Raw genomic sequence first — 20,643 nt, 5'->3', positions numbered from 1 at the left:
TCTGGTCATAGGCCTTGGCCTGACCGCCGAACTTCTTCGACAGAACGGTCGTGATGGCTGCCGTCAGGGTGGTCTTGCCATGGTCGACGTGACCGATGGTGCCGACGTTGACGTGCGGCTTGGTCCGTTCGAACTTTTCCTTAGCCATGATTTCGCGCTCCTGAGTGCGTTCAATACGACGAGTAAGACAGGCGGTATCGGGTGGTGCCCATGGCGCGGATCGAACGCGCGACCTCTCCCTTACCAAGGGAGTGCTCTACCACTGAGCCACATGGGCATCGACACAGGACTGGGCGCAGAGAACGCGCAGACCAGTGTCGACTTATTTCAAACCACTTGGAGCGGGAAACGGGAATCGAACCCGTGTCATCAGCTTGGAAGGCTGAGGTTCTACCATTGAACTACTCCCGCCTTGCCTTGCAGATTTGCTTCCGACGAAAGCAACCGCTGGACATTTCGCTTGGTGGAGGAGGCTGGATTCGAACCAGCGTAGGCGTAAGCCAACAGATTTACAGTCTGCCCCCTTTAGCCACTCGGGCACCCCTCCTGGGCGAGACATAAACTTTAGCAAAGGCTCATCTGCGACGCAAGCGTTTTGGGCAATTTTTTTGTTGAAGTCGCTTCGAGCGCCCAGTCCACCGCCTCGACGCCCTGCCCTTGCAGCCAGGCATTCGCCGCCGAGAACGGCCGGCTGCCGACGAAGGGCACCGGCGGACGCCGGGCAGACAACGGCGAAGGATGGTTCGAGGCGATGACGTGGTTGCGGGCCCCGGCAGCCTCGATCACCGGCAGGCGGGCCTGCGCATGCGCGCCCCACAGCAGGAAGACCTTGGGCTGCGGGGCTGCAGCCACCCGCGCGACGATCGCATCCGTCAGCGCCTGCCAGCCCAGCTTCGCATGGCTGGCCGGACGGTCACGCTCGACGGTCAGGCTGGCATTGAGCAGCAGCACGCCCGCATCGACCCAGGCCGCCAGGCTGCCCGAGACCGGCGCCGCCAGCCCCAGGTCGGTCTGCAGCTCCTGGCGGATGTTGCGCAGGCTGGGCGGGATCTTCACGCCCTCGGCGACCGAGAAGGCCAGACCCTCGGCCTCGCCGGGGCCGTGGTACGGGTCCTGGCCGAGGATGACGACCTTCACCTGCTCGGGCGCCAGCCCCTGCAGCGCTCGCAGCGGCTGCGCCGGATAGACCTCGGCGCCGACCGCGACACGCGCGTCGACCGCCGCGCACAGCGCCCGCCCGGCCGCGCCGGCCAGAAACGCCTCGACCTGATCCCGCCAGCCCTCGGGCAGGCCCTCGCGCAGCGCCTCGGCCAGCGGGGCGCGCAGGCGGTTGTCGGGCAGCGTCATGCCGCGACCGCGAACAGCGCCGCCAGCGCCGCGCCGGGGTCGTCGGCGCGCATGAAGGCCTCGCCGACCAGGAAGGCATGCACATCAGCGCCACGCATGCGCGCCACATCCTCAGCGGCCAGGATGCCGGATTCGGTCACCAGCAGCCGGTCGGCCGGCACCTCGTCGAGCAGGCCCAGCGTGGTGTCCAGCGTCACCGAGAAGCTGCGCAGGTCGCGGTTGTTGATGCCCAGCAGCGGCGTCTTCAGCTTCAGCGCGCGGTGCAGCTCGGCGCGGTCATGCACCTCGACCAGCACGCTCATGCCGTGCGCGAGCGCCACCGCCTCCAGATCGGCCATCTGCGCGTCGTCCAGGCAGGCGGCGATCAGCAGGATGCAGTCCGCACCCATCGCGCGCGCCTCAAAGACCTGGTACTCGTCGACCATGAAGTCCTTGCGCAGCACCGGCAGCGGGCAGGCGGCACGCGCCTGCTGCAGATACTCGGTGCAGCCCTGGAAGTACTGCTGGTCGGTCAGCACGCTCAGGCAGGCCGCGCCGTGGCGCGCGTAGCTCGCGGCGATCTCGGCCGGGCGGAAGTCGGCGCGGATCACGCCCTTGCTCGGGCTGGCCTTCTTGATCTCGGCGATCACCGCGGGCTGGCCGGCAGCGACCTTCGCGCGCAGCGCGGCCTCGAAGCCGCGCAGGTCGGCGGCACGGGCCTCGGCCTCGGCACGCACGGCGGCCAGGGATTTTGCGGCGCGGGCCGCGGCCACCTCCTCATGCTTGGTGACGACGATGCGGGCGAGGATGTCGGGGGTGTTCGGATTCATGGTTCAGGCTGCCAGTTGCTGGGCTCGGGCGACGAACTGCGTCAGGCGCTCGGCGGCGCGGCCGCTGGCCAGCGCCTCGCGGGCGCGATCGATGCCCTCGGCCATCGTCGTGGCGACGTTCGCGGCGTAGAGCGCCACGCCGGCGTTGAGCATGACGATGTCGCGCGCCGGGCCGGGCTGGTTGTCCAGCACCGCCTGCAGCAGCGCACGCGACTGCTCGGGCGTGTCGACCTTCAGCGCGCGGTGACTCGCCATCGTCAGGCCGAAGTCCTCGGGGTGGATCTCGTACTCGCGGATCTCGCCGTCGCGCAGCTCGCCGACCAGCGTGCCCGCGCCCAGCGAGACCTCGTCCATGCCGTCGCGGCCGTAGACCACCAGCGCGTGCTCGGCGCCCAGGCGCTGCAGCGCGCGCACCTGGATGCCGACCAGATCGGGGTGGAACACGCCCATCAGGATGTTGGGCGCGTCGGCCGGGTTGGTCAGCGGCCCGAGGATGTTGAAGATCGTGCGCACGCCCAGCTCGCGGCGCACCGGCGCGACGTTCTTCATCGCCGGATGGTGGTTGGGCGCGAACATGAAGCCGATGCCGGTGTCCTGGATGCACTGCGCCACCGCCTGCGGCGAGAGCGTCATCGGCACGCCCAGCGCCTCGAGCACGTCGGCACTGCCGGACTTACTGGAGACGCTGCGCCCGCCGTGCTTGCTCACCCGCGCGCCGGCGGCCGCGACCACGAACATCGTGCAGGTCGAGATGTTGAAGGTGTGCGAGCCGTCGCCGCCGGTGCCGACGATGTCGACCAGATGGGTGCGGTCGGCGACGTTGACCTTGACCGAGCACTCGCGCATGACCTGCGCGGCGGCCGTGATCTCGCCGATGGTCTCCTTCTTGACCCGCAGGCCGGTCAGCAGCGCGGCGGTCATCGTCGGCGACATCTCGCCGGCCATGATGCGGCGCATCAGCGTGAGCATCTCGTCGTGGAAGATCTCGCGGTGCTCGATGACGCGGGTCAGGGCTTCGGTGTTGGTGATGGACATGGCGCGGCTCCTGGCTCGGTGGGCGGTCAGCGGTTGGGCGTGTTGAGGAAGTTGCGCAGCATCGCGTGGCCGTGCTCGCTCAGGATGGACTCGGGGTGGAACTGCACGCCCTCCAGCGCGACCTCGCGGTGGCGCACGCCCATGATCTCGCCGTCGCCGCTGGTGGCGGTGACGACCAGCTCCGGCGGCAGCGTGGCGCGCTCGATCGCCAGCGAGTGGTAGCGGATGATGCTGAACTGCTGCGGCAGCCCGGCGAACACGCCCTGCTGGTCGGTGGTGATGGTGTCGGCCTTGCCGTGCATCTGCACCTTGGCGCGCACGATGTTGCCGCCCAGCGCGGCGCCGATGCTCTGGTGCCCCAGGCACACGCCCAGGATCGGCAGCCGGCCCTTGAAGTGGCGGATGCTCTCGATGCAGATGCCTGCCTCCGCCGGCGAGCACGGCCCTGGCGACAGCACCAGCCGATCGGGCTTCATCGCCTCGATGTCGGCCAGGGAAATCTCGTCGTTGCGGTGCACCCGCACATCCTCGCCCAGCTCGGCGAAGTACTGCACGAGGTTGAAGGTGAAGGAGTCGTAGTTGTCGATCATCAGCAGCATGGCGTTCTCCTTCGTTCCTCAGAAACCTTCCTCGACCAGCTCGGCGGCGCGGATCACCGCGCGCATCTTCACCTCGGTCTCCTTCCACTCCATCTCGGGCACCGAGTCGGCGACCACGCCGGCGCCGGCCTGCACGTAGAGCGTCTGGTCCTTGATGACGCCGGTGCGGATGGCGATGGCCACGTCCATGTCGCCGGCGAAGCTGAGATACCCGACCGCGCCGCCGTAGATGCCGCGCTCGCTGATCTCGAGCTGGTCGATGATCTCCATCGCGTGGATCTTCGGCGCGCCCGAGAGCGTGCCGGCGGGAAAGCTCGCGCGCAGCACGTCCAGGCTGCTCATGCCGTCCTTCAGCACGCCCTCGACGTTGCTGACGATGTGCATCACATGCGAGTAGCGCTCGATGCCGAAGGCCTCGGTCACCTTGACGGTGCCGGTCTTGGCGATGCGGCCGATGTCGTTGCGCGCCAGGTCGATCAGCATCAGGTGCTCGGCGCGCTCCTTGGCGTCGGCGAGCAGGTCGCGCTCGTTCTGCTGGTCCTGCTCAGGGGTGGCGCCGCGCGGCTTGGTGCCGGCGATCGGGCGGATGGTGACGATCTTCTCCGCCTTGCCATCCACCGTGCGCGCCTCCTGGCGCACCAGGATCTCGGGCGAGGCGCCGACGATGTGGAAGTCGCCCATGTCGTAGTAGTACATGTAGGGCGACGGGTTGAGCGAGCGCAGCGCGCGGTACAGCGACAGCGGGTTCTCGGTGTAGCGCTTCTTCAGCCGCTGGCCGATGACGATCTGCATGCAGTCGCCGGCGGCGATGTAGTCCTTGGCCTTGACGACCGCCGCCTCGAAGTCGGCCTTGGCGTACTCGCGCTCGACCGGGTGCGCCGGGCCGCGGCGGACCTGCGGGGCGCTGACGCTGTAGCGCAGCTGGTCGGCGAGCTGCGACAGGCGCTTCTGCGCGCTGAAGTAGGCCTCGGGCGTGCGCGAGTCGGCGTAGACGATCAGGTAGAGACGGCCGGAGAGGTTGTCGATCACCGCCAGTTCCTCGGTCTGCAGGAGCTGGATCTCGGGCGTGCCGATGCCGCCGGGCAGGCGGGTGTCGGCGAGCTTCTTCTCGATGTAGCGCACCGTGTCGTAGCCGAAGTAGCCGGCCAGCCCGCCACAGAAGCGCGGCAGCCCGGGGCGCAGCGCCACCTTGAAGCGCTTCTGATAGGCCTCGACGAAGTCGAGCGGATTGCCCTCGTGGCGCTCGACCACCTGGCCGTCGGTCACCACCTCGGTGATGCCGTTCGAGGCCCGCAGCAGCGTGCGCGCCGGCAGGCCGATGAAGGAATAGCGCCCGAAGCGCTCGCCACCGACGACGGATTCGAGCAGGAAGCTGAACGGCTTGCCGCCGGCCAGCTTCAGATAGAGAGACAGCGGCGTCTCCAGGTCGGCGAAGGCCTCCTGGACGAGCGGGATGCGGTTGTAGCCCTGCTCGGCCAGGCTCTTGAATTCGAGTTCGGTGATCACGTGTGGCTCCGGCGGGGCCCGCCGGCATGCTCGCGTGTCAGGAACCAGTGCAGGACGCGCGTGCGTGCCGCGGGCCTGGTTGATGTCGATTCGCTGGTCGGGGCGCAAGCCGCATGGGGGCGCGGCAGCAAGGTGTCAGCGGATCTGCTGCGGCCGACCCGTCACCGGGCGTGGGAGAGGCGGCCGCCTCCAGGCATCGCGGTCAGCGACGCCAGGGCCAGGCTCCCCGGTCTTGCGACCCGGCGGCACGGCCGATGCTGTGTTTGCGCGTGGTGAACATGGTGGGGCGCAGTGTAGCAGCGCGCACCGGCGCTGGCATCAGGTCTGCATCAGGTCTGCATCAGGGCCTCGATGAACTGCTCGACGATCAGGCTCTGGCGGCGGCCCTTGCGGGTGACCAGCGCCAGCGGCACCGAGAAGCGCTGACGGCCCGGCGCCAGCGCGGCCATCTGCCCCTGCGCGACCCAGGCCGCGGCATAGTGGTCCGGCAGGAAGCCGATGAACTGCCCGGTCAGGATCAGGAAGGCGATCGCCTCGCGGTCGGAGGCGCTGGCCACGCAGTTCAGGCCCTGGTGCATCACGATCGCCTCGGGGCTCATCCGGTAGGTCGGCACCACCGCGGCCGCCTCGCGCAGCGCCGCCGCGTCGACCTCCGCCGCCCGCGCGAACAGCGGATGGCCGTGGCTGCAGTAGAGCTGCGAGGTCTCGTCGTAGAGCGGCAGATAGGCCAGGCCCGACAGCGGCGTGATCAGCGGCACCGCGCCGGCATGCAGCCGCCCGTCGAGCACGCCGCGCTCGACCTCGCCGGGCGGACTCATGCTCAGGTGGATGCGCACCGCGTCGCTGCGCTGGCGGATCGCCTGCAGCGCGGCGGTGATGCGCATGCGCGGCAGCGTCACCAGATTGTTCATCAGCCCGATGTTGAGATCGCCGCGCAGCGTCTGGTGCAGCTGGTTGACGCCGGTGCGGAAGTCCTCGACCGCCGCCAGCAGCGATTCCGCCGAGCGCAGCACCTCTCGGCCCTGGTCGGTCAGCGCGAAGCCGGCCCGCCCGCGCTGGCACAGCCGCATCCCGAGGCGCTGCTCCAGGTCGGCCATGTGCAGGCTGATGGCCGAGCGGGTGATGCCCAGCGCGCTCTCGGCGCCGGCAAAGCTGCCGGCCTCGGCCACCGCCTTGAAGACACGCAGCAGCCGCAGGTCGAAGTCGGACACCTGGGCCAGGGGGGACACGAGCGCGCGCATGGTCAGGGGGATGGTCAGGTGAGCAAATCGACAACTGATGGCATGAAATATCGAATCGTACTGGCGTGAATGACTCACCACAATCCGGCGCATTGCCCTTCAGCCCGCCCTTCAAGCCCGCGCACGGGAGCGCCTCATGCCCCAGACCTCGCCCTTCGTTCCTCCGTCCCCCGAGCGCCTGAAGGCGCACTGGATGCCCTTCAGCTCGAACCGCGACTTCCACGCCGATCCGCGCTTCATCGCCGGCGCCGAAGGCCGCTGGCTGATCGACGCCCAGGGCCGGCGCGTCTTCGACAGCCTCTCCGGCCTGTGGACCTGCGGCGCCGGCCACTGCCGCCCGGAGATCGCCCAGGCGGTGGCGCGCCAGCTCTCCACGCTGGACTATTCGCCCGCCTTCCAGTTCGCGCACCCGCTGTCCTTCGAGCTGGCCGAGCGCATCGCCGCGCACTTCCCCGATCCGCTCAACCATGTCTTCTTCACCGACTCCGGCTCGGAGAGCGCCGACACCGCGGTCAAGATGGCACGCGCCTACTGGCGCATCCGCGGCCAGGCCGGCAAGACCAAGCTGATCGGCCGCGCCCGCGGCTACCACGGCGTCAACATCGCCGGCACCGCGCTGGGCGGCATCGGCGGCAACCGCAAGACCTTCGGCCCGCTGATGGATGTCGACCACCTGCCGCACACGCTGCAGCCGGGCTGCGCCTTCACCCGCGGCCAGGCCGAGACCGGCGGCGTGGCGCTGGCCGACGAGCTGCTCAAGCTCATCGAGCTGCATGACGCCTCCAACATCGCCGCCGTCATCGTCGAGCCGATGTCCGGCTCGGCCGGCGTCATCGTGCCGCCGCAGGGCTATCTGCAGCGCCTGCGCGAGATCTGCACCCAGCACGGCATCCTGCTGATCTTCGACGAGGTCATCTCCGGCTTCGGCCGCCTGGGCCGCCACAGCGGCGCGGAGTTCTTCGGCGTCACGCCCGACATCGCCAACATCGCCAAGCAGGTCACCAACGGCGCGGTGCCGATGGGCGCGGTCATCGCCTCGACCGAGATCTACGAGACCTTCATGAGCCAGCCGCTGGCGCGTCATGTGACCGAGTTCACCCACGGCTACACCTACTCGGCGCATCCGGTGGCCTGCGCCGCCGGCCTGGCCACGCTGGATCTGCTCGAGCGCGAGCAGCTCGTCGCCCAGGCCGCCGCACGCGCGCCCGACTTCGAGGAGCTGCTGCACGGCCTGCGCGGCAGCAGCGCCCATGTCGTCGACATCCGCAACTGCGGCCTGGCCGGCGCCATCCAGCTCGCCCCGCGCGGCGGCGACCCGGCCATCCGCCCCTTCGAGGCCGGCCTGGCCCTCTGGCGCCAGGGCTTCTATGTGCGCTTCGGCGGCGACACCCTGCAGTTCGGCCCGCCCTTCGAGACCACCCGCGACGAGCTGGACCGCCTGTTCAACGCGGTCGGCGAGACCCTGGCCGGACTGGCCTGAGACGCCTCAGCCCGGCAGGCCGAGCGGCTGCGCCAGATCGTCGATCCGGTCGAACCAGCCGTCGGCCGGCACCGCGCGCACCGGCTCGCCGTGGTTGTAGCCGTAGCTCAGCAGCACGACCGGGCAGCCGGCGCCGCGCGCGGCCTCGGCGTCGTTGCGCGAGTCGCCGATCATCAGCGTGCGTGCCGGGTCGGTGCCCAGCGCGCGGCAGGTCTCGACGAGCGGCATCGGATCGGGCTTCTTGCGGGCAAAGCTGTCGCCCCCGAACGTCAGCGCGAAGAAGCCGTCCAGCCCCTTGGCCGCCAGCAGCGGCCGGGCGAAGCCGAGCGGCTTGTTCGTCAGGCAGGCCAGACGCAGGCCGGCGGCGCGCAGCCGCGTCAGGCCCTCGACCACGCCCGGATAGACCTCGGAATGCTGGCCGTTGATCGCCAGGTAATGGCGCTGGTAGGCCGCCCAGGCGGCGTCGTAGAGCGCCGCGTCGCCGCCGACCTGCGCCAGCGTCGAGCGCAGCAGGTGCTCGCTGCCCTTGCCGACGGTGCGCTCGACGAAGGCGCGGTCCACGCCGGGCAGCGCCAGCTCCGCCAGCGTCAGATTCAGCGCGACGACGAAGTCGCCCTGGGTGTCGACCATCGTGCCGTCGAGATCGACGATGGCGGCCTGGAGATCGGAGAGCAGCGGCAGGGGCATGGCGGAGCGGGCGGATGCGGCAAAGGGTTGAACGGTCAGCCCCGGATTGTCGGGCCTGGCGCCCTGCCCGCTCGTGGGTGCCCGCCTGTGCGGGCATGACGGGAGAGAGGTTGCGCCCGCCTGCCGTCACCCTCGCGCGCCCTTCCGTCACCCTCGCGCCCCATGCCGTCACCCTCGCGCAGGCGAGGGCCCACGCAGGGCTCGCGGGCAGAGTGGAAAATCCGTGCATCAGGGGGAAGGGAAGACTCGACGATGACAACGCGATCGAACGAGGCGGAAACACGCCTGTGGCTGATTGATCCGGTCCTGCGCAGCAAGGGCTATGACGAGCGCTGGAAGATGCGCCTGGAGACACCCGCTCCGGTCGAGCCGACGACCGACGATCTGAAGGGCCGGCGCCGCTCCGGCAAGGGCCGCACCGACTACCTGCTGTGCATCCACCCGCCCGGCCTGCCCGAGCCGCTGCCGGTGGGCGTGATCGAGGCCAAGGACGAGCACGCTGACCCGCTCAAGGGCATGCAGCAGGCCAAGGGCTACTACGCCGGCGCGTTGCAGCGCCATGCGGTGCGCTACCTGTTCTCGACCAACGGCCACCGCTATGCCGAGTTCGACCGGGTGACGCAGCAGCCGGGCGACGCGGTGCGGCCGCTGAGCGAGTTTCCGACCCATGCCGAGCTGACGGCGCGCTACCTGCGCGACAGCGGCGTGGACCTGAGCCGGCCGGCGGCGGCGATGCTGTTCCAGGCCGACAGCCGCGCCTACGACCGGCCGCGCTACTACCAGAGCGCCGCGATCCGGGCGGTCTTCGAGAAGGTCTTGCGCTGCCAGCAGGACGGGCAGCCGCCGCGCGCCTTGCTGAGCCTGGCGACCGGCGCGGGCAAGACGGTGATTGCCGCGAACCTGCTGTGGCGGCTGCACGAGGCGGGGCTGCTGGGCAAGCCGGCGCTGTTCCTGTGTGACCGCGACGAGCTGCGCGAGCAGGCGCTGGACAAGATCGGCCGGGCGTTTCCGGGCGGCAGCGTGCGGGCGGTGCGCCCCGAGGCGGGCGGCCTCAACGCGGCGCGCAACGCCCGCGTCCACATCGCCACCTACCAGACGCTGGGCATCGACGGCGAGCCGGGCGAGGACGGTGCGCCGGGGGCCGACAGCTTCCTGAGCCGGCATTACGGCGAGAACGCCTTCTCGGTCATCGTCATCGACGAGTGCCACCGCTCGGCCTGGGGGCGCTGGTCGGAGGTGCTGCGGCGCAATCCGCAGGCGATCCAGATCGGCCTGACCGCCACGCCGCGCCAGCTGCGTGCGCCGCGCCGGCACGGACCGCAGGCGCCGGACATCGAAGCGGCAGCGGCTGAGGACGAGCGCATCAGCGCCAACAACATCGCCTACTTCGGCGAGCCGGTCTATGCCTACACGCTGATCCAGGCGCAGGAGGACGGTTATCTGGCCGCCTGCGAGATCGTGCGGCTGAAACCCTCGATCGACGGGCGCACCTTCACCCGCGAGGACATCGAGACGCTCGGCGCCATCGACGCACGCACCGGCGCGGTGATTCCGGCCGAGGAGCTGAAGCCCGCATACGGTGCGCGCCAGTTCGACGACGACCTGATCCTGCCCGAGCGCATCGAGGCGATGTGCGCCGACCTGTTCGCGCGGCTGTGCGCCAGCGGCGGGCCGGAGCAGAAGGTCATCATCTTCTGCACCCGCGACCTGCACGCCGACCGGGTGGCCCTGCAGATGCAGCGGCTGTACGTCGACTGGTGCGCGCAGCAGGGGCGCCGGCCCAAGGACAGCTACGCCTTCAAGTGCACCGCCAGCGGCGGCGCGGAGCTGCTCGGGCCGATGCGCAGCTCGGGCGAGCGCTGCTTCATCGCCTGCACGGTCGATCTGCTGGCGACTGGCGTGGACATCGAGCGGCTCAACGCGGTGGTGTTCTTCCGCTCGCTGGCCTCGGGCATCCTGTTCTATCAGATGGTCGGGCGCGGCACGCGGCTGGACGAGCCGACGCGCAAGTTCAAATTCTGGCTCTACGACTACACCGGGGTCACGGATCTGTTCGGGACCGAGTTCCTGACGGTGGCTCGCAACGGGCGCAAGACGCTGGGCGGGGACGGTGGCGGCGAAGGCGGCGGTGGCCCGGCGGGTGATGGCGCGGGCGATGCGGGCACGGGCGATGGCGAGCACCGGCCGCCGCCGGTGGTGCCGGAGCTGGTGACGGGCGAGGCGGTGGGGGTCGAGCTGGTCGGGCGCTTCATCCTGCAGTCGCGCGAGGTGGACGGGGTGCGGCGCGACGTGGCGGTGCCGCTGGAGGAGTACCGGCGCGGCATGGTGGCGCGGGTGCTGGCGGAGGCCGCGACGCTGGCCGATTTCCGTGGGCTGTGGGTGGAGGCGAAGCGGCGCCGGGCGCTGGTGGAGCATCTGCTCGGGGCACACTACTCGCCCGAGGCGGTGCGCGAGCTGGTGCAGATGGACGACTTCGACACCTTCGACCTGTTCGCCCACGACGGCTACGCAGCCCCGGCGCTGCGCCGACGCGAGCGCGCCGACGCCTTCCTGGCGCAGCAGTCGCCCTGGCTGGCGGCTCAGCCGGACAAGACCGCCATCGTCCTGCGCGGCTTCGCGCACCAGTTCGCCGCCGGCGGCACCGAGGCGCTGGAGTCGCCCGAGTTCTGGCGCGTGCCCGAGATCGCCCGCGCGGGCGGGCTCAAGGCGCTGGCGGGGCTGGGCAAGGGGGTGGAGGTGGTGAAGGACGTGAAGATGAGGTTGTTTGGAGCATGAAAGACTGGCCCGTTGTCGCCTTGCGCGATGTTGCCGAGATCGCCGCAGGCATCACCCTGGGACGCAAGACGAACGAGACCGAGCTGGTCAGCGTGCCGTATCTGCGCGTGGCCAATGTGCAGGACGGCAGCCTGAATCTGTCCGAGGTGAAGACCGTCGAAGCGACCCGGCGCGAGATCGAGAAATGGCGTCTGCGGGATGGCGATCTGCTGCTGACGGAGGGCGGCGACCTGGACAAGCTCGGGCGCGGCACCTGCTGGCGCGAGCAATTGCCGCTGTGCATCCACCAGAACCACATCTTCCGCGTGAGGTTGCCCGAGGATCGCTACGACCCGGATTTCGTGTCGCTCCAAGTGGGTTCGGGTTACGGCAAGGCGTATTTCTTCGCCCACGCCAAGAAGACCACCGGCATCGCGTCCATCAACCAGCAGGTTCTCGGATCGTTCCCGCTGCTGTCGCCGCCGCTGCCAGAACAACAGCGGATCGCACGGGCGTTGCGCGAGCGGCTGGCCGTTGTCGCGGAGGCGCGGCGGGCGGCGCAGGCGCAGACCGACGAGATGGACGCGCTGCGGGCGGCGATCTATCGGGAGAGTTTTCGGGGTGTCGTGCCGGTGGCCGTGCCTCCGGAAGGCATGGCCGAGGCGCCGCAGGGCTGGCGCTGGGCCAAGCTCGGCGACCTGGCGCGGCTGGAAAGCGGCCACACGCCGAGCCGGTCGCGGCCGGACTGGTGGGGCGGCGACATTTCGTGGGTGTCGCTGACCGAGATCCGGGCGCTGGACGGCACCTGGGTCGAATCGACGCAGATCAAGACCAACGAGGCCGGCATTGCCAACTCGTCGGCGCGCATCCTGCCGCGCGGCACGGTCTGCTTCTCGCGCACCGCCTCGGTCGGCTTCGTCACCGTCATGGCCCGCCCGATGGCGACCAGCCAGGACTTTGCCAACTGGGTTTGCGGCGACGAACTCGACCCCGAGTTCCTGATGTACGCGCTGATCTGCTCGCGCCGCGAACTGCGCGCACTCGCCACCGGCGCGACGCACAAGACGATCTACATGCCGATGCTTGGATCATTTCACCTGTGCCTACCCGACCGGGCGACACAAGGCGCCATCGTCCAAGCATTGAAGGCGCAACTCGCTGCAGCAGAAGAGGCGCGACAGGCGGTGCAGGCGCAGTTGGACGAGATCAAGCGGCTGCCGGGTCGGCTGCTGGTGCAGGCATTTGATTCAAACCACTCGCAGTGATGGACGTTCCCGAGAGGGCCTATCTAAAGACTCCGCAAAGTTATTGGTCTGACTCGACAAGCCTGTAATAGCCAAGCTGAAAGTGAGATTCTCAAGATCTTCTGAATAAATATTGAGGTCTCGTGCAATGTCGGCCAAACGGATGCCTTCTGCCCGTGATTTTTCAAGAACTTTGACTAATAGCTGGGAAAACTCTGGCCTCATCGGCTCAGGCTCTTGAGTCCGATACCCACTCTTTGCGATATCGATACACAAGCTGCGATATGTCCACTCCGTGAACAGGCCGAGTTGATTCATACGAAATGCCAAGGCCGCGACCGATACTCCCCAAGTTTTTTTCAATTCCACAAGTTTTTCTATGGAAACAAATCTTGGCTTGGAGGCAATAATATTGCTGCTTGGCATCAAAAATGCCGATGCAAAGGCTTGAGCATCTTTTTCCATTTTTTGGGTATGCTCGCCGCCGTGCAACATGGAATGCCTGTCGCATACCAAATGCTTTAACTCATGTGCGGCATCAAATCGACTATGCTCAGCAGATTTGAAGGTGTTCAAGAACACAAAAGGCTTGCCGCCATTCCATACACTGTAGGCATCGACTTCCTTGGCATCAATGGCGAGAGAGAAGACCCGGATACCCTTGGATTCGAGCAGATGGATTATGTTCTGAACGGGAGATTCCCCAAGACCCCAAATCCTGCGTAATGTCTCGGCAGCGATTTCTGGAGGAAGATCACTCAAGTCTGGTAAATCAGCAGTCGGCAAACTAAACCGCTCTTCCATCCACTCATTAAACAGAAATGCGATGGAGCCTGCGGTTAATGCGCTATTTTTCAGTGCGCCGGACATTTTCGACATGGAGCGAAAGCTCGCTGCGTGATCACCTATGATTGGTAGATCATCGCCATAAAAGAACACCACAGGAAATTTGAGTAGTTCAGCAATTTTTTCTAGGTTTGCTGGTTCGGGGGAATACTCCCCCGACTCGTACCCTTGAATCGCCCGACTATCGACCCCCAGAGCTTTAGCCAGTCGGGTTTTGGTCCACTGGCGCCTTACTCTTGCAAATTCAATTCTCTTGGGGTTTACGATAGTCATGTGTCACCTTTATTTATCCTGTCTTGCGCTCCACGGATACATCGATTGGCGCTTGCGGCACGTCTGCGATATTAACATTAACCGGCCCATCAGACAAGGTTTCAAGTATTATTCTGTCGCTCCAGGCAATAATTTTTTTGCCTTTGAATGCGGATGGGCGAGACAGCTCTGCACGAATGGTCACGCTACCTTGTTGTTCATCCACATGATAAAGAAAAACCCATATTTGAGTGCCAGAAGGCGGGCGTTTTAATTCGTGCAATGCGCGTAATTCAAACAAATCGTACTGATTGTTCTGCTGTATGGCTGCATCGAGAACAGGGCCTTTGTCGGCTTGATTCTTCGGTTGACCATGCTTTTTTCCTGTGTCTTTGCATCCAGTCATCATCAGGATGGCAATCGACTTGTCAGGAGACACAATCATTGGGCAGTTGTTGTTATCTTTTGAAAGCCATGCTCTGAGCGTCAGAATGGTTCTGAGCGCATGGACCAAGCTGTGCCAATGCAGAGTGCCGGCAGCGGTCGGGGCATGGAGTCGCGTGACTTCTTTACGTGCTCGAAGCCCGGACCCACTGGCCTCCAGGAAGATCAACTGATCAAGGGCTGGGTCTAACGCCCAGAGGCAGGCCTGAGCCTCGGAGGGATCACTGATGACTTGAGCCGGGCGCGGAGAGGGTTCTATGTCGAACAAGATCGTTCCAGAAGTGCACGAACTTCCGATTGTGACACCTCAACATGAGGATTGAAAAGCGGAAGTTGAATGGGCGCATCTGAGGGCTTCCCCACAGGTGGCGCGACCCGATACCGGTCAGCTTGATCGATCGAGTCTGTGCCTACGGAGTGACCATGCTTCGGCTGATGCAGTCGCGCGTCTCTGCAACGACAGACCATGTGGAGGATGTCCTCAACATGGTGAGCGCCACAGATCCAGTGCTCATGACCATGTCGAGCACCTCCTCGGAATGGTCTGACTGGCGAACACCAATCGGTGCTTGACCGTCTCTCTAATGAGATACAAACTCCAGCTCCCTTCCACTTGGAGAAGACAGATGGCTGAACACACTTCGATGCTGCACATCCGTGTCGATGACGACACCAAGGCCCTGGCGACGCAGGCGCTGGCGGCGATGGGCCTGTCCGTCTCCGAGGCGGTGCGGCTGTTCCTGCGCCGTGTCGTGATCGATCAGGCCTTGCCGCTGGAGATGAAGGTGCCCAACGCCGAGACCCGCGCCGCGATGGAAGAGTCCCGCGCCATGCTGGCCGCTCGCCGTGCCCGTTTTGACTCGGCAGAAGCCCTGTTCGATGACATCGAAAAGAACCGCCGCCAGTAAGCGGGCCGCGCTGCCCCGTACCTCGGACTACACCCGGACGTTCCTGAAGGATTGGGAACGCCTGTCGCGCTCCGGTCGCTTCGATCTGGGGCGACTCAAGGAGGCGATGCTGCTGCTGATCGCCAATGACGCACCGCTCGGGCCGGAATGGCTGGATCACGCGCTGAAAGGCGACTGGGCGGATCACCGCGAATGCCACATCGGCGGTGATTTCCTGCTGATCTACCAACTCGATGGCAACGCCATCAACTTTGTGCGCGCCGGCACCCATGCCGACCTGTTTGGCGAATGAACGATTCCATGTCCCTTCTCCCCGGCAAGACGGCCAAGCCGAGCCCGACCCCCAGCGCCATCGCCACGCCCAACCTGTCCAGCACCATCCGCACGGTCTGCGACATCCTGCGCCGCTCCAACTGCACCAGCGCGCTGCAGTACGTGCCCGAGCTGACCTGGATCCTGTTCCTGCGCATCCTCGACGCCCAGGAAACCCTCGCCCGCGCGGAGGCCGAGGCCAGCGGCAGCGACTTCGCCCCCTCGCTGCAAGCCCCGTTCCGCTGGCAGGACTGGGCCGCGCCCACGCCGCCCGACGCCAAATCCATCGGGCAGACCCCCGAAGGCCAGCCCGTCGGCTGGAAGCGCAAGGCCCTGGGCGAGCAGCGCATCGGCGCGCTGCTGGAGTTCGTCAACAAGGAACTGCTGCCCCACCTGCACCGCCTGGCCACCCTGCCCGACGGCCGCCCCAACCCGGCCGCCACACCCAAGCAGCGCGTCATCGGCCGGCTGATGACGGCCGTGGAGCGCGTGCGCGTCGACACGGAAGGCGACTTCACCGACATCCTCGACCGGCTGCACGCCATCGACGTCGAGCAGCTCGACGACACCCACACCTTCACGCTGTCGCAGGTCTACGAGGATCTGCTGCTGAAGATGGGCGAGAAGAACTCCGACGGCGGCCAGTTCTTCACCCCGCGCGAGGTGGTGCGCGCCGTCGTGGCGACGCTGAACCCGACCTTCGGCGAGACGGTCTACGACCCGTGCTGCGGCACCGGCGGCTTCCTGGCCCAGTCCTTCGAGTGGATGAAGGCGCGCATGGGCGACGAAGCCCTCAGCACCGACCTGGAGCGCCTGCGCCACGAGACCTTCTTCGGGCGCGAGAAGGAAAACCTCGTCTTCCCGATCGCGCTGGCCAATCTGGTGCTGCACGGCATCGACCAGCCCAACCTCTGGCACGGCAACACCCTGGCCGACCTGCCGACCTACGCCGGCCTGTTCGAGCAGGCCCCGGCCACCTTCGACGTGATCCTGACCAACCCGCCCTTCGGCGGCAAGGAAAGCGCCTCGACCCAGGGCCGCTACGACATCCCGAGCAGCGCCACGCAGGTGCTGTTCCTGCAACAGATCCTCGACGAGCTGTCGGCCCCCGAGCCCGAGGAGAACTTCGCTGGTGGCCGCTGCGGCGTGGTGTTCGACGAGGGCCTGCTGTTCCGCACCAACGAAAGCGCTTTCGTCGAGACCAAGCGCCGGCTGCTGGACGAATGCGAGCTGTGGTGCATCGTCAGCCTGCCGGGCGGCGTGTTCTCGACGGCCGGGGCGGGCGTGAAGACCAACCTGCTGTTCTTCACCAAGGGCCGCCCGACCGAGCGCACCTGGTACTACGACCTCTCGCATGTCAAGGTCGGCAAGAAGACCCCGATGACGCTGGCCCACTTCGGCTGGGCCGACGACTTCACGCTGCTCGACGACGCGGCCCTGCCCGCCACGCTGGTCGAGGACTGGCATGAACGCCACGCCGGCCAGCCCTTCCCGAGCTTCGCCCGCCTGCTGGCCCGGCGCGGCCAGCCCGAGGCGGACAGCGACTACTCGTGGACGGTGGACATCGCCGCCCGCCGCGCCCAGGCCCAGGCCGACAAGGCGCCCCATGACGCCGAGGCGGCCCGCTGGCGCGAGCAGGCGGTGACGCTGAAGACCCAGCTCGCCGCACTGAAGAAGGCGCGGCCGGTGCCGCAGGCCGACATCGAGGCGTGTCAGCAGGCCATCCAGGCGGCAGACAAGGCCGCCCGCGAGGCCGACGCCCGCGCGGCGGCGATCGACGCGGCCGCCTTCGACCTCAAGGCCGTCAACCCGAACATGCGCACCACCCAGGACAACCGCACCCCGGCCGAGATCCTCGACACCATCGAGCGCCACGGGCAAGCGGTCGGCGAAGCCCTGGCCCGACTGCGCGGACTGATGGATGCCAGCAGCATGGCGGGCTGAGCTGAGCCACGCCGAGCCACCCGGTTCAACATCGCCCCAGCCCCGGCCCCACTCTGCCGTCACCCTCCCACCCCCTTCCGTCACCCTCGCGCCCTCTTCCGTCACCCTCACGCCCTCTTCCGTCACCCTCACGCAGGCGAGGGCCCACGCCACGCACCAGCACCCTGCCCGCTCGTGGGTGCCCGCCTGCGCGGGCATGACAGGGGACCGGAGCGCAGCGGACACAGCCCCGCAACACCTCTTTCGGTCCGCCACGGTTTCATACGCCTCGTGCCTTGCGGCGGCCCGGGCGCTGCGGCATCTTGGAGGCATCACGACAAGATCAGGCGGCGCCGGTTGCAGGCCGGCGTCCGGCAGGGAGAAAAGGCATGTCCATGTCATCCAGAACGACGCCTCTGTGCGCTCGCGGACCTCGGGACGGAATGCGCCGGCCCGCCATGCGGCTGGCGCCGATGCTGCTGGCCTTGGCGATGACGGCGCTGTCGGGCTGCGGCGGCAGCGGCGACGAGGGCGGCGGCGACGAGGGCCCGCAGGCCGTGGCGCTGGCGAACTCCGGCACGCCGACCGGGCGCAGCTGGCGCGCCGGGCAGCTGCTCGAGAGCGCGGGCACCGAGGTGCAGGCCTACAGGGCGGGCATGGCCGACGCCAGCGGCACGGTGATCGCGGTCTTCGTGCAGAAGATCGGCACCCGCCACCAGCTCCAGGCGGTGCGCGGCACGCCGGGCAGCGTCGGCACCCCACCCGCGTGGAGCGCGCCGGCCGTCATCAGCGGCACGGCCGATCCGGCGACCGATCCGGGCAAGGGGGGCTGGAATCTCGGACTGTCGGTCACGCCGGATGGGCGGGCCCACGCGACCTGGCTCGTGCGCCGCGCCTGCGCCGCGCCCCCCTCCACCGCCAGGCCCGCGGCGACCTGCAGCGATCTCTACGGCGCCGCCTTCGACGGCAGCCACTGGGGCGCGCCCGCGCGGATCGCCGATTCGTCGCGCCCATCGGGTGGCGTGCCGGGCAGCGACAGCGGCCCCCAGCAGGTCGCGCTGGCCGTCGACACGCTGTTCGGCTTCCCGATCTCGGCGCTGACCCGCAGCCGGCTGTTCGGATCCGATCTCGGCCATGCGACGCTGATGGTCTCGAGCAGCGGTGTCGGGGCCCTGGTCACCAGCAGCACGCTGGCCTCGCTGCCGACCGCGGACACGCCCGGCGGTGTCAACGGCGCGGTCTACAGCCTGTGGGGCTGGTTCCTGAAATGAGGGATGACTGAACCCGGTGTCAGCAGGGCGCGCGACAATTCCGCCATGCTCCGAATCACCGAACTCCGCCTGCCGCTGGACCACGCCGAGGACGCGCTGCGTCCGGCCATCGTGGCGCGGCTGCAGCTCGCCGACGCGGCCGAGCTGCTCGACTTCCATGTCTTCCGCCGCGGCTACGACGCCCGCAAGAAGACCGCCATCGTCCTGACCTACACGATCGACTGCACGCTGCGCGACGAGGCGGCGGTCTTCGCGCGGTTTCCGAAGGACCACCAGATCCGCCCGACGCCGGACACCGGCTACCGCTTCGTCGGCCACGCGCCAGCCGACTTCCACGCCGACGGCGGCGGCGAGCGGCATCGCCGCCCGCTGGTGGTCGGCTTCGGGCCCTGCGGGCTGTTCGCCGCGCTGATCCTGGCGCAGATGGGCCTGAAGCCCATCGTGCTGGAGCGCGGCAAGGATGTGCGCCAGCGCACCAAGGACACCTGGGGCCTGTGGCGGCGCAGCGAACTCAACCCCGAGTCGAACGTGCAGTTCGGCGAGGGCGGCGCCGGCACCTTCTCCGACGGCAAGCTCTACAGCCAGATCAGCGACCCGCGCCACCTCACCCGCAAGGTGCTGACCGAGTTCGTCAAGGCCGGCGCCCCGGAGGAGATCCTGTTCGTCAGCAAGCCGCACATCGGCACCTTCCGGCTGGTGAGCATGATCGAGAAGATGCGCGCCGACATCGTCGCGCTCGGCGGCGAGATCCGCTTCGAGCAGAAGGTGAGCGACCTGCTGCTGGAGCCGGACGCCGACGGCGTGCGCCATGTGCGCGGCGTGACGCTGGCCTCGGGCGAGCAGATCCGCGCCGACCATGTCGTGCTGGCGCTGGGCCACAGCGCGCGCGACACCTTCGCGATGCTGCATGAGCGTGGCGTCTACATGGAGGCCAAGCCCTTCTCGATCGGCTACCGCGTCGAGCATCCGCAGGGCGTGATCGACCGCGCCCGCTTCGGCCCGAACGCCGGTAACCCGATCCTGGGCGCGGCCGACTACAAGCTGGTCCACCACGCCCGAAACGGCCGCTCGGTCTACAGCTTCTGCATGTGCCCGGGCGGCACGGTGGTGGCGGCCACCTCCGAGCCGAACCGGGTGGTGACCAACGGCATGAGCCAGTACTCGCGCAACGAGCGCAACGCCAACGCCGGCATCGTCGTCGGCTTGACGCCCGAGGACTACCGCCAGGACCGCGGCGCCACCGGCCCGGTCAATCCGCTCGACGGCATTGCCTTCCAGCGCTTCTGGGAAAGCCGCGCCTTCGAGCTGGGCGAAGGCGACTACCGCGCGCCGGGCCAGCTGGTCGGCGACTTCATCAAGCGCCAGCGCAGCCGCACGCTGGGCAACGTCGAGCCGTCCTACAAGCCGGGCGTGCATCTGACGGATCTGGCGCAGAAGGACTGCGGCTCGCTGCCGATCTACGCGCTGGACGCGATCCGCGAGGCGCTGCCGGCCTTCGAGCGCCAGATCAAGGGCTTCTCGATGCCCGACGCGGTGCTGACCGGCGTGGAGACGCGCACCTCCTCGCCGCTGCGCATCACCCGCGGCCGCGACTACCAGAGCCTGAACGTGCGCGGCCTCTATCCGGCCGGCGAAGGCGCGGGCTATGCCGGCGGCATCATGTCGGCCGGCGTCGACGGCATCGAGGTGGCCGAGGCGCTGGGCGCGGACCTGCTGGGCGTGGCACGGCCGTGACCCGCGCGCACGCCCTGCCCGACAGCGTGCGCAGCGTCGAGTGCGCGGTGGCCGACTTCACCTCGGTCGCGCGCGGCAAGATCGTCGCGCGCGCCGACTTCGACGCGATGGGCGGCTGCCGGCTGCCCAGCGCGGCGTCCTGCGCAGCGGCCAGCATGCCGGACTCGACATAGGCGCGGCTGGCCGCGTGCGTCGAGGCGGGCAGGATGACCTTCTCGCCGTCGAAGCGCGGCTCCTCCAGGTCGGCGGTG

The 20,643-nt window shown here is 67.9% G+C and carries 19 protein-coding genes and 3 tRNA genes; 9 read left to right on the top strand and 13 right to left on the bottom strand.

Annotation, left to right across the window (positions count from 1 at the left end; translation table 11 throughout):
- The 10 genes from HZU84_RS18860 to HZU84_RS18815 form a co-directional block, all read right to left on the bottom strand.
- The coding region (locus HZU84_RS18860) for a GTP-binding protein (protein WP_257644598.1) at positions 1–148 on the bottom strand (148 nt) is incomplete at its 3' end.
- A gap of 54 nt (positions 149–202) precedes the next feature.
- Positions 203–277 (bottom strand) — tRNA-Thr (locus HZU84_RS18855).
- A 60-nt stretch (positions 278–337) separates the two neighbouring features.
- Positions 338–411, bottom strand: a tRNA-Gly gene (locus HZU84_RS18850).
- Positions 412–461: 50 nt separating this feature from the next.
- Positions 462–547 (bottom strand) — tRNA-Tyr (locus HZU84_RS18845).
- 17 nt (positions 548–564) lie between these two features.
- Positions 565–1,347, bottom strand: a complete 783-nt coding sequence (locus HZU84_RS18840) for a uracil-DNA glycosylase (protein ID WP_149502217.1) — start codon at positions 1,345–1,347, stop codon at positions 565–567.
- On the bottom strand, positions 1,344–2,156 hold the full coding sequence (gene trpC / locus HZU84_RS18835; protein ID WP_149502215.1) for an indole-3-glycerol phosphate synthase TrpC: 813 nt from the start codon (positions 2,154–2,156) through the stop codon (positions 1,344–1,346). The genes HZU84_RS18840 and trpC overlap by 4 nt, the downstream gene beginning before the upstream one ends.
- 3 nt (positions 2,157–2,159) lie before the next feature.
- Positions 2,160–3,191, bottom strand: a complete 1,032-nt coding sequence (gene trpD, locus HZU84_RS18830; RefSeq protein ID WP_149502213.1) for an anthranilate phosphoribosyltransferase — start codon at positions 3,189–3,191, stop codon at positions 2,160–2,162.
- Between the two features lie 26 nt (positions 3,192–3,217).
- Positions 3,218–3,790: an anthranilate synthase component II gene (locus HZU84_RS18825; protein WP_149502211.1), complete on the bottom strand. Its 573-nt coding sequence runs from the start codon at positions 3,788–3,790 to the stop codon at positions 3,218–3,220.
- 18 nt (positions 3,791–3,808) lie between these two features.
- The gene (gene trpE, locus HZU84_RS18820) at positions 3,809–5,296 is read right to left on the bottom strand and encodes an anthranilate synthase component I (RefSeq protein WP_149502210.1); all 1,488 of its coding nucleotides are present in this window, start codon (positions 5,294–5,296) and stop codon (positions 3,809–3,811) included.
- A 329-nt stretch (positions 5,297–5,625) separates the two neighbouring features.
- Positions 5,626–6,537: a LysR family transcriptional regulator gene (locus tag HZU84_RS18815; protein WP_149502207.1), complete on the bottom strand. Its 912-nt coding sequence runs from the start codon at positions 6,535–6,537 to the stop codon at positions 5,626–5,628.
- A 136-nt stretch (positions 6,538–6,673) separates the two neighbouring features.
- Here HZU84_RS18815 and aptA point away from each other — a divergent pair, with 136 nt between their 5' ends.
- Positions 6,674–8,017 carry an omega-aminotransferase AptA gene (aptA, locus tag HZU84_RS18810; protein WP_149502206.1) on the top strand — a complete coding sequence of 448 codons (1,344 nt, stop codon included), beginning with the start codon at positions 6,674–6,676 and terminating at the stop codon, positions 8,015–8,017.
- Between the two features lie 6 nt (positions 8,018–8,023).
- Here aptA and gph read toward each other — a convergent pair whose 3' ends face one another.
- Positions 8,024–8,704 (bottom strand): phosphoglycolate phosphatase, encoded by a 681-nt coding sequence (gene gph / locus HZU84_RS18805; RefSeq protein ID WP_149502204.1) that lies wholly within the window; start codon positions 8,702–8,704, stop codon positions 8,024–8,026.
- A 252-nt stretch (positions 8,705–8,956) separates the two neighbouring features.
- On the opposite strand from gph, the gene HZU84_RS18800 reads away from it, so the two are divergent.
- The gene (locus HZU84_RS18800; protein WP_149502202.1) at positions 8,957–11,479 is read left to right on the top strand and encodes a DEAD/DEAH box helicase family protein; all 2,523 of its coding nucleotides are present in this window, start codon (positions 8,957–8,959) and stop codon (positions 11,477–11,479) included.
- Entirely contained in the window at positions 11,476–12,723 is a 1,248-nt protein-coding gene (locus HZU84_RS18795) for a restriction endonuclease subunit S (RefSeq protein WP_149502200.1), read from the top strand. Before HZU84_RS18800 ends, HZU84_RS18795 begins: the two co-directional genes overlap by 4 nt.
- Here the strand turns inward: HZU84_RS18795 and HZU84_RS18790 are convergent.
- Together HZU84_RS18790 and HZU84_RS18785 are read right to left on the bottom strand one after the other, a co-directional pair.
- Positions 12,706–13,821, bottom strand: coding sequence for an XRE family transcriptional regulator (locus tag HZU84_RS18790; protein ID WP_149502198.1), 1,116 nt, complete (start codon positions 13,819–13,821; stop codon positions 12,706–12,708). The genes HZU84_RS18795 and HZU84_RS18790 overlap by 18 nt on opposite strands.
- A gap of 13 nt (positions 13,822–13,834) precedes the next feature.
- The gene (locus HZU84_RS18785; RefSeq protein WP_149502196.1) at positions 13,835–14,512 is read right to left on the bottom strand and encodes a hypothetical protein; all 678 of its coding nucleotides are present in this window, start codon (positions 14,510–14,512) and stop codon (positions 13,835–13,837) included.
- Between the two features lie 358 nt (positions 14,513–14,870).
- On the opposite strand from HZU84_RS18785, the gene HZU84_RS18780 reads away from it, so the two are divergent.
- The 6 genes from HZU84_RS18780 (at position 14,871) to HZU84_RS18755 (ending at position 20,565) form a co-directional block, all read left to right on the top strand.
- On the top strand, positions 14,871–15,152 hold the full coding sequence (locus tag HZU84_RS18780) for a type II toxin-antitoxin system RelB/DinJ family antitoxin (protein WP_180693073.1): 282 nt from the start codon (positions 14,871–14,873) through the stop codon (positions 15,150–15,152).
- Complete coding sequence (locus HZU84_RS18775; protein ID WP_149502194.1) at positions 15,124–15,444, top strand: type II toxin-antitoxin system YafQ family toxin; 321 nt, start codon at positions 15,124–15,126, stop codon at positions 15,442–15,444. The genes HZU84_RS18780 and HZU84_RS18775 overlap by 29 nt, the downstream gene beginning before the upstream one ends.
- Positions 15,445–15,452: 8 nt before the next feature.
- Positions 15,453–17,408, top strand: a complete 1,956-nt coding sequence (locus HZU84_RS18770) for a class I SAM-dependent DNA methyltransferase (protein ID WP_149502191.1) — start codon at positions 15,453–15,455, stop codon at positions 17,406–17,408.
- 422 nt (positions 17,409–17,830) lie between these two features.
- Positions 17,831–18,658 carry a hypothetical protein gene (locus HZU84_RS18765; RefSeq protein ID WP_149502189.1) on the top strand — a complete coding sequence of 276 codons (828 nt, stop codon included), beginning with the start codon at positions 17,831–17,833 and terminating at the stop codon, positions 18,656–18,658.
- 45 nt (positions 18,659–18,703) lie between these two features.
- A complete protein-coding gene (locus HZU84_RS18760) occupies positions 18,704–20,392 on the top strand; it encodes an NAD(P)/FAD-dependent oxidoreductase (protein WP_149502187.1) in 1,689 nt (562 codons plus the stop codon).
- Entirely contained in the window at positions 20,389–20,565 is a 177-nt protein-coding gene (locus HZU84_RS18755; RefSeq protein ID WP_180693072.1) for a hypothetical protein, read from the top strand. The genes HZU84_RS18760 and HZU84_RS18755 overlap by 4 nt, the downstream gene beginning before the upstream one ends.
- Positions 20,566–20,643: the final 78 nt, after the last annotated feature.

Origin of the sequence: Sphaerotilus sulfidivorans (assembly GCF_013426975.1) — a bacterium.
Taxonomy (GTDB): domain Bacteria; phylum Pseudomonadota; class Gammaproteobacteria; order Burkholderiales; family Burkholderiaceae_C; genus Sphaerotilus; species Sphaerotilus sulfidivorans.
Note: the sequence above shows the minus strand (reverse complement) of the source record. Positions and strands in the feature narration are given on the sequence as shown.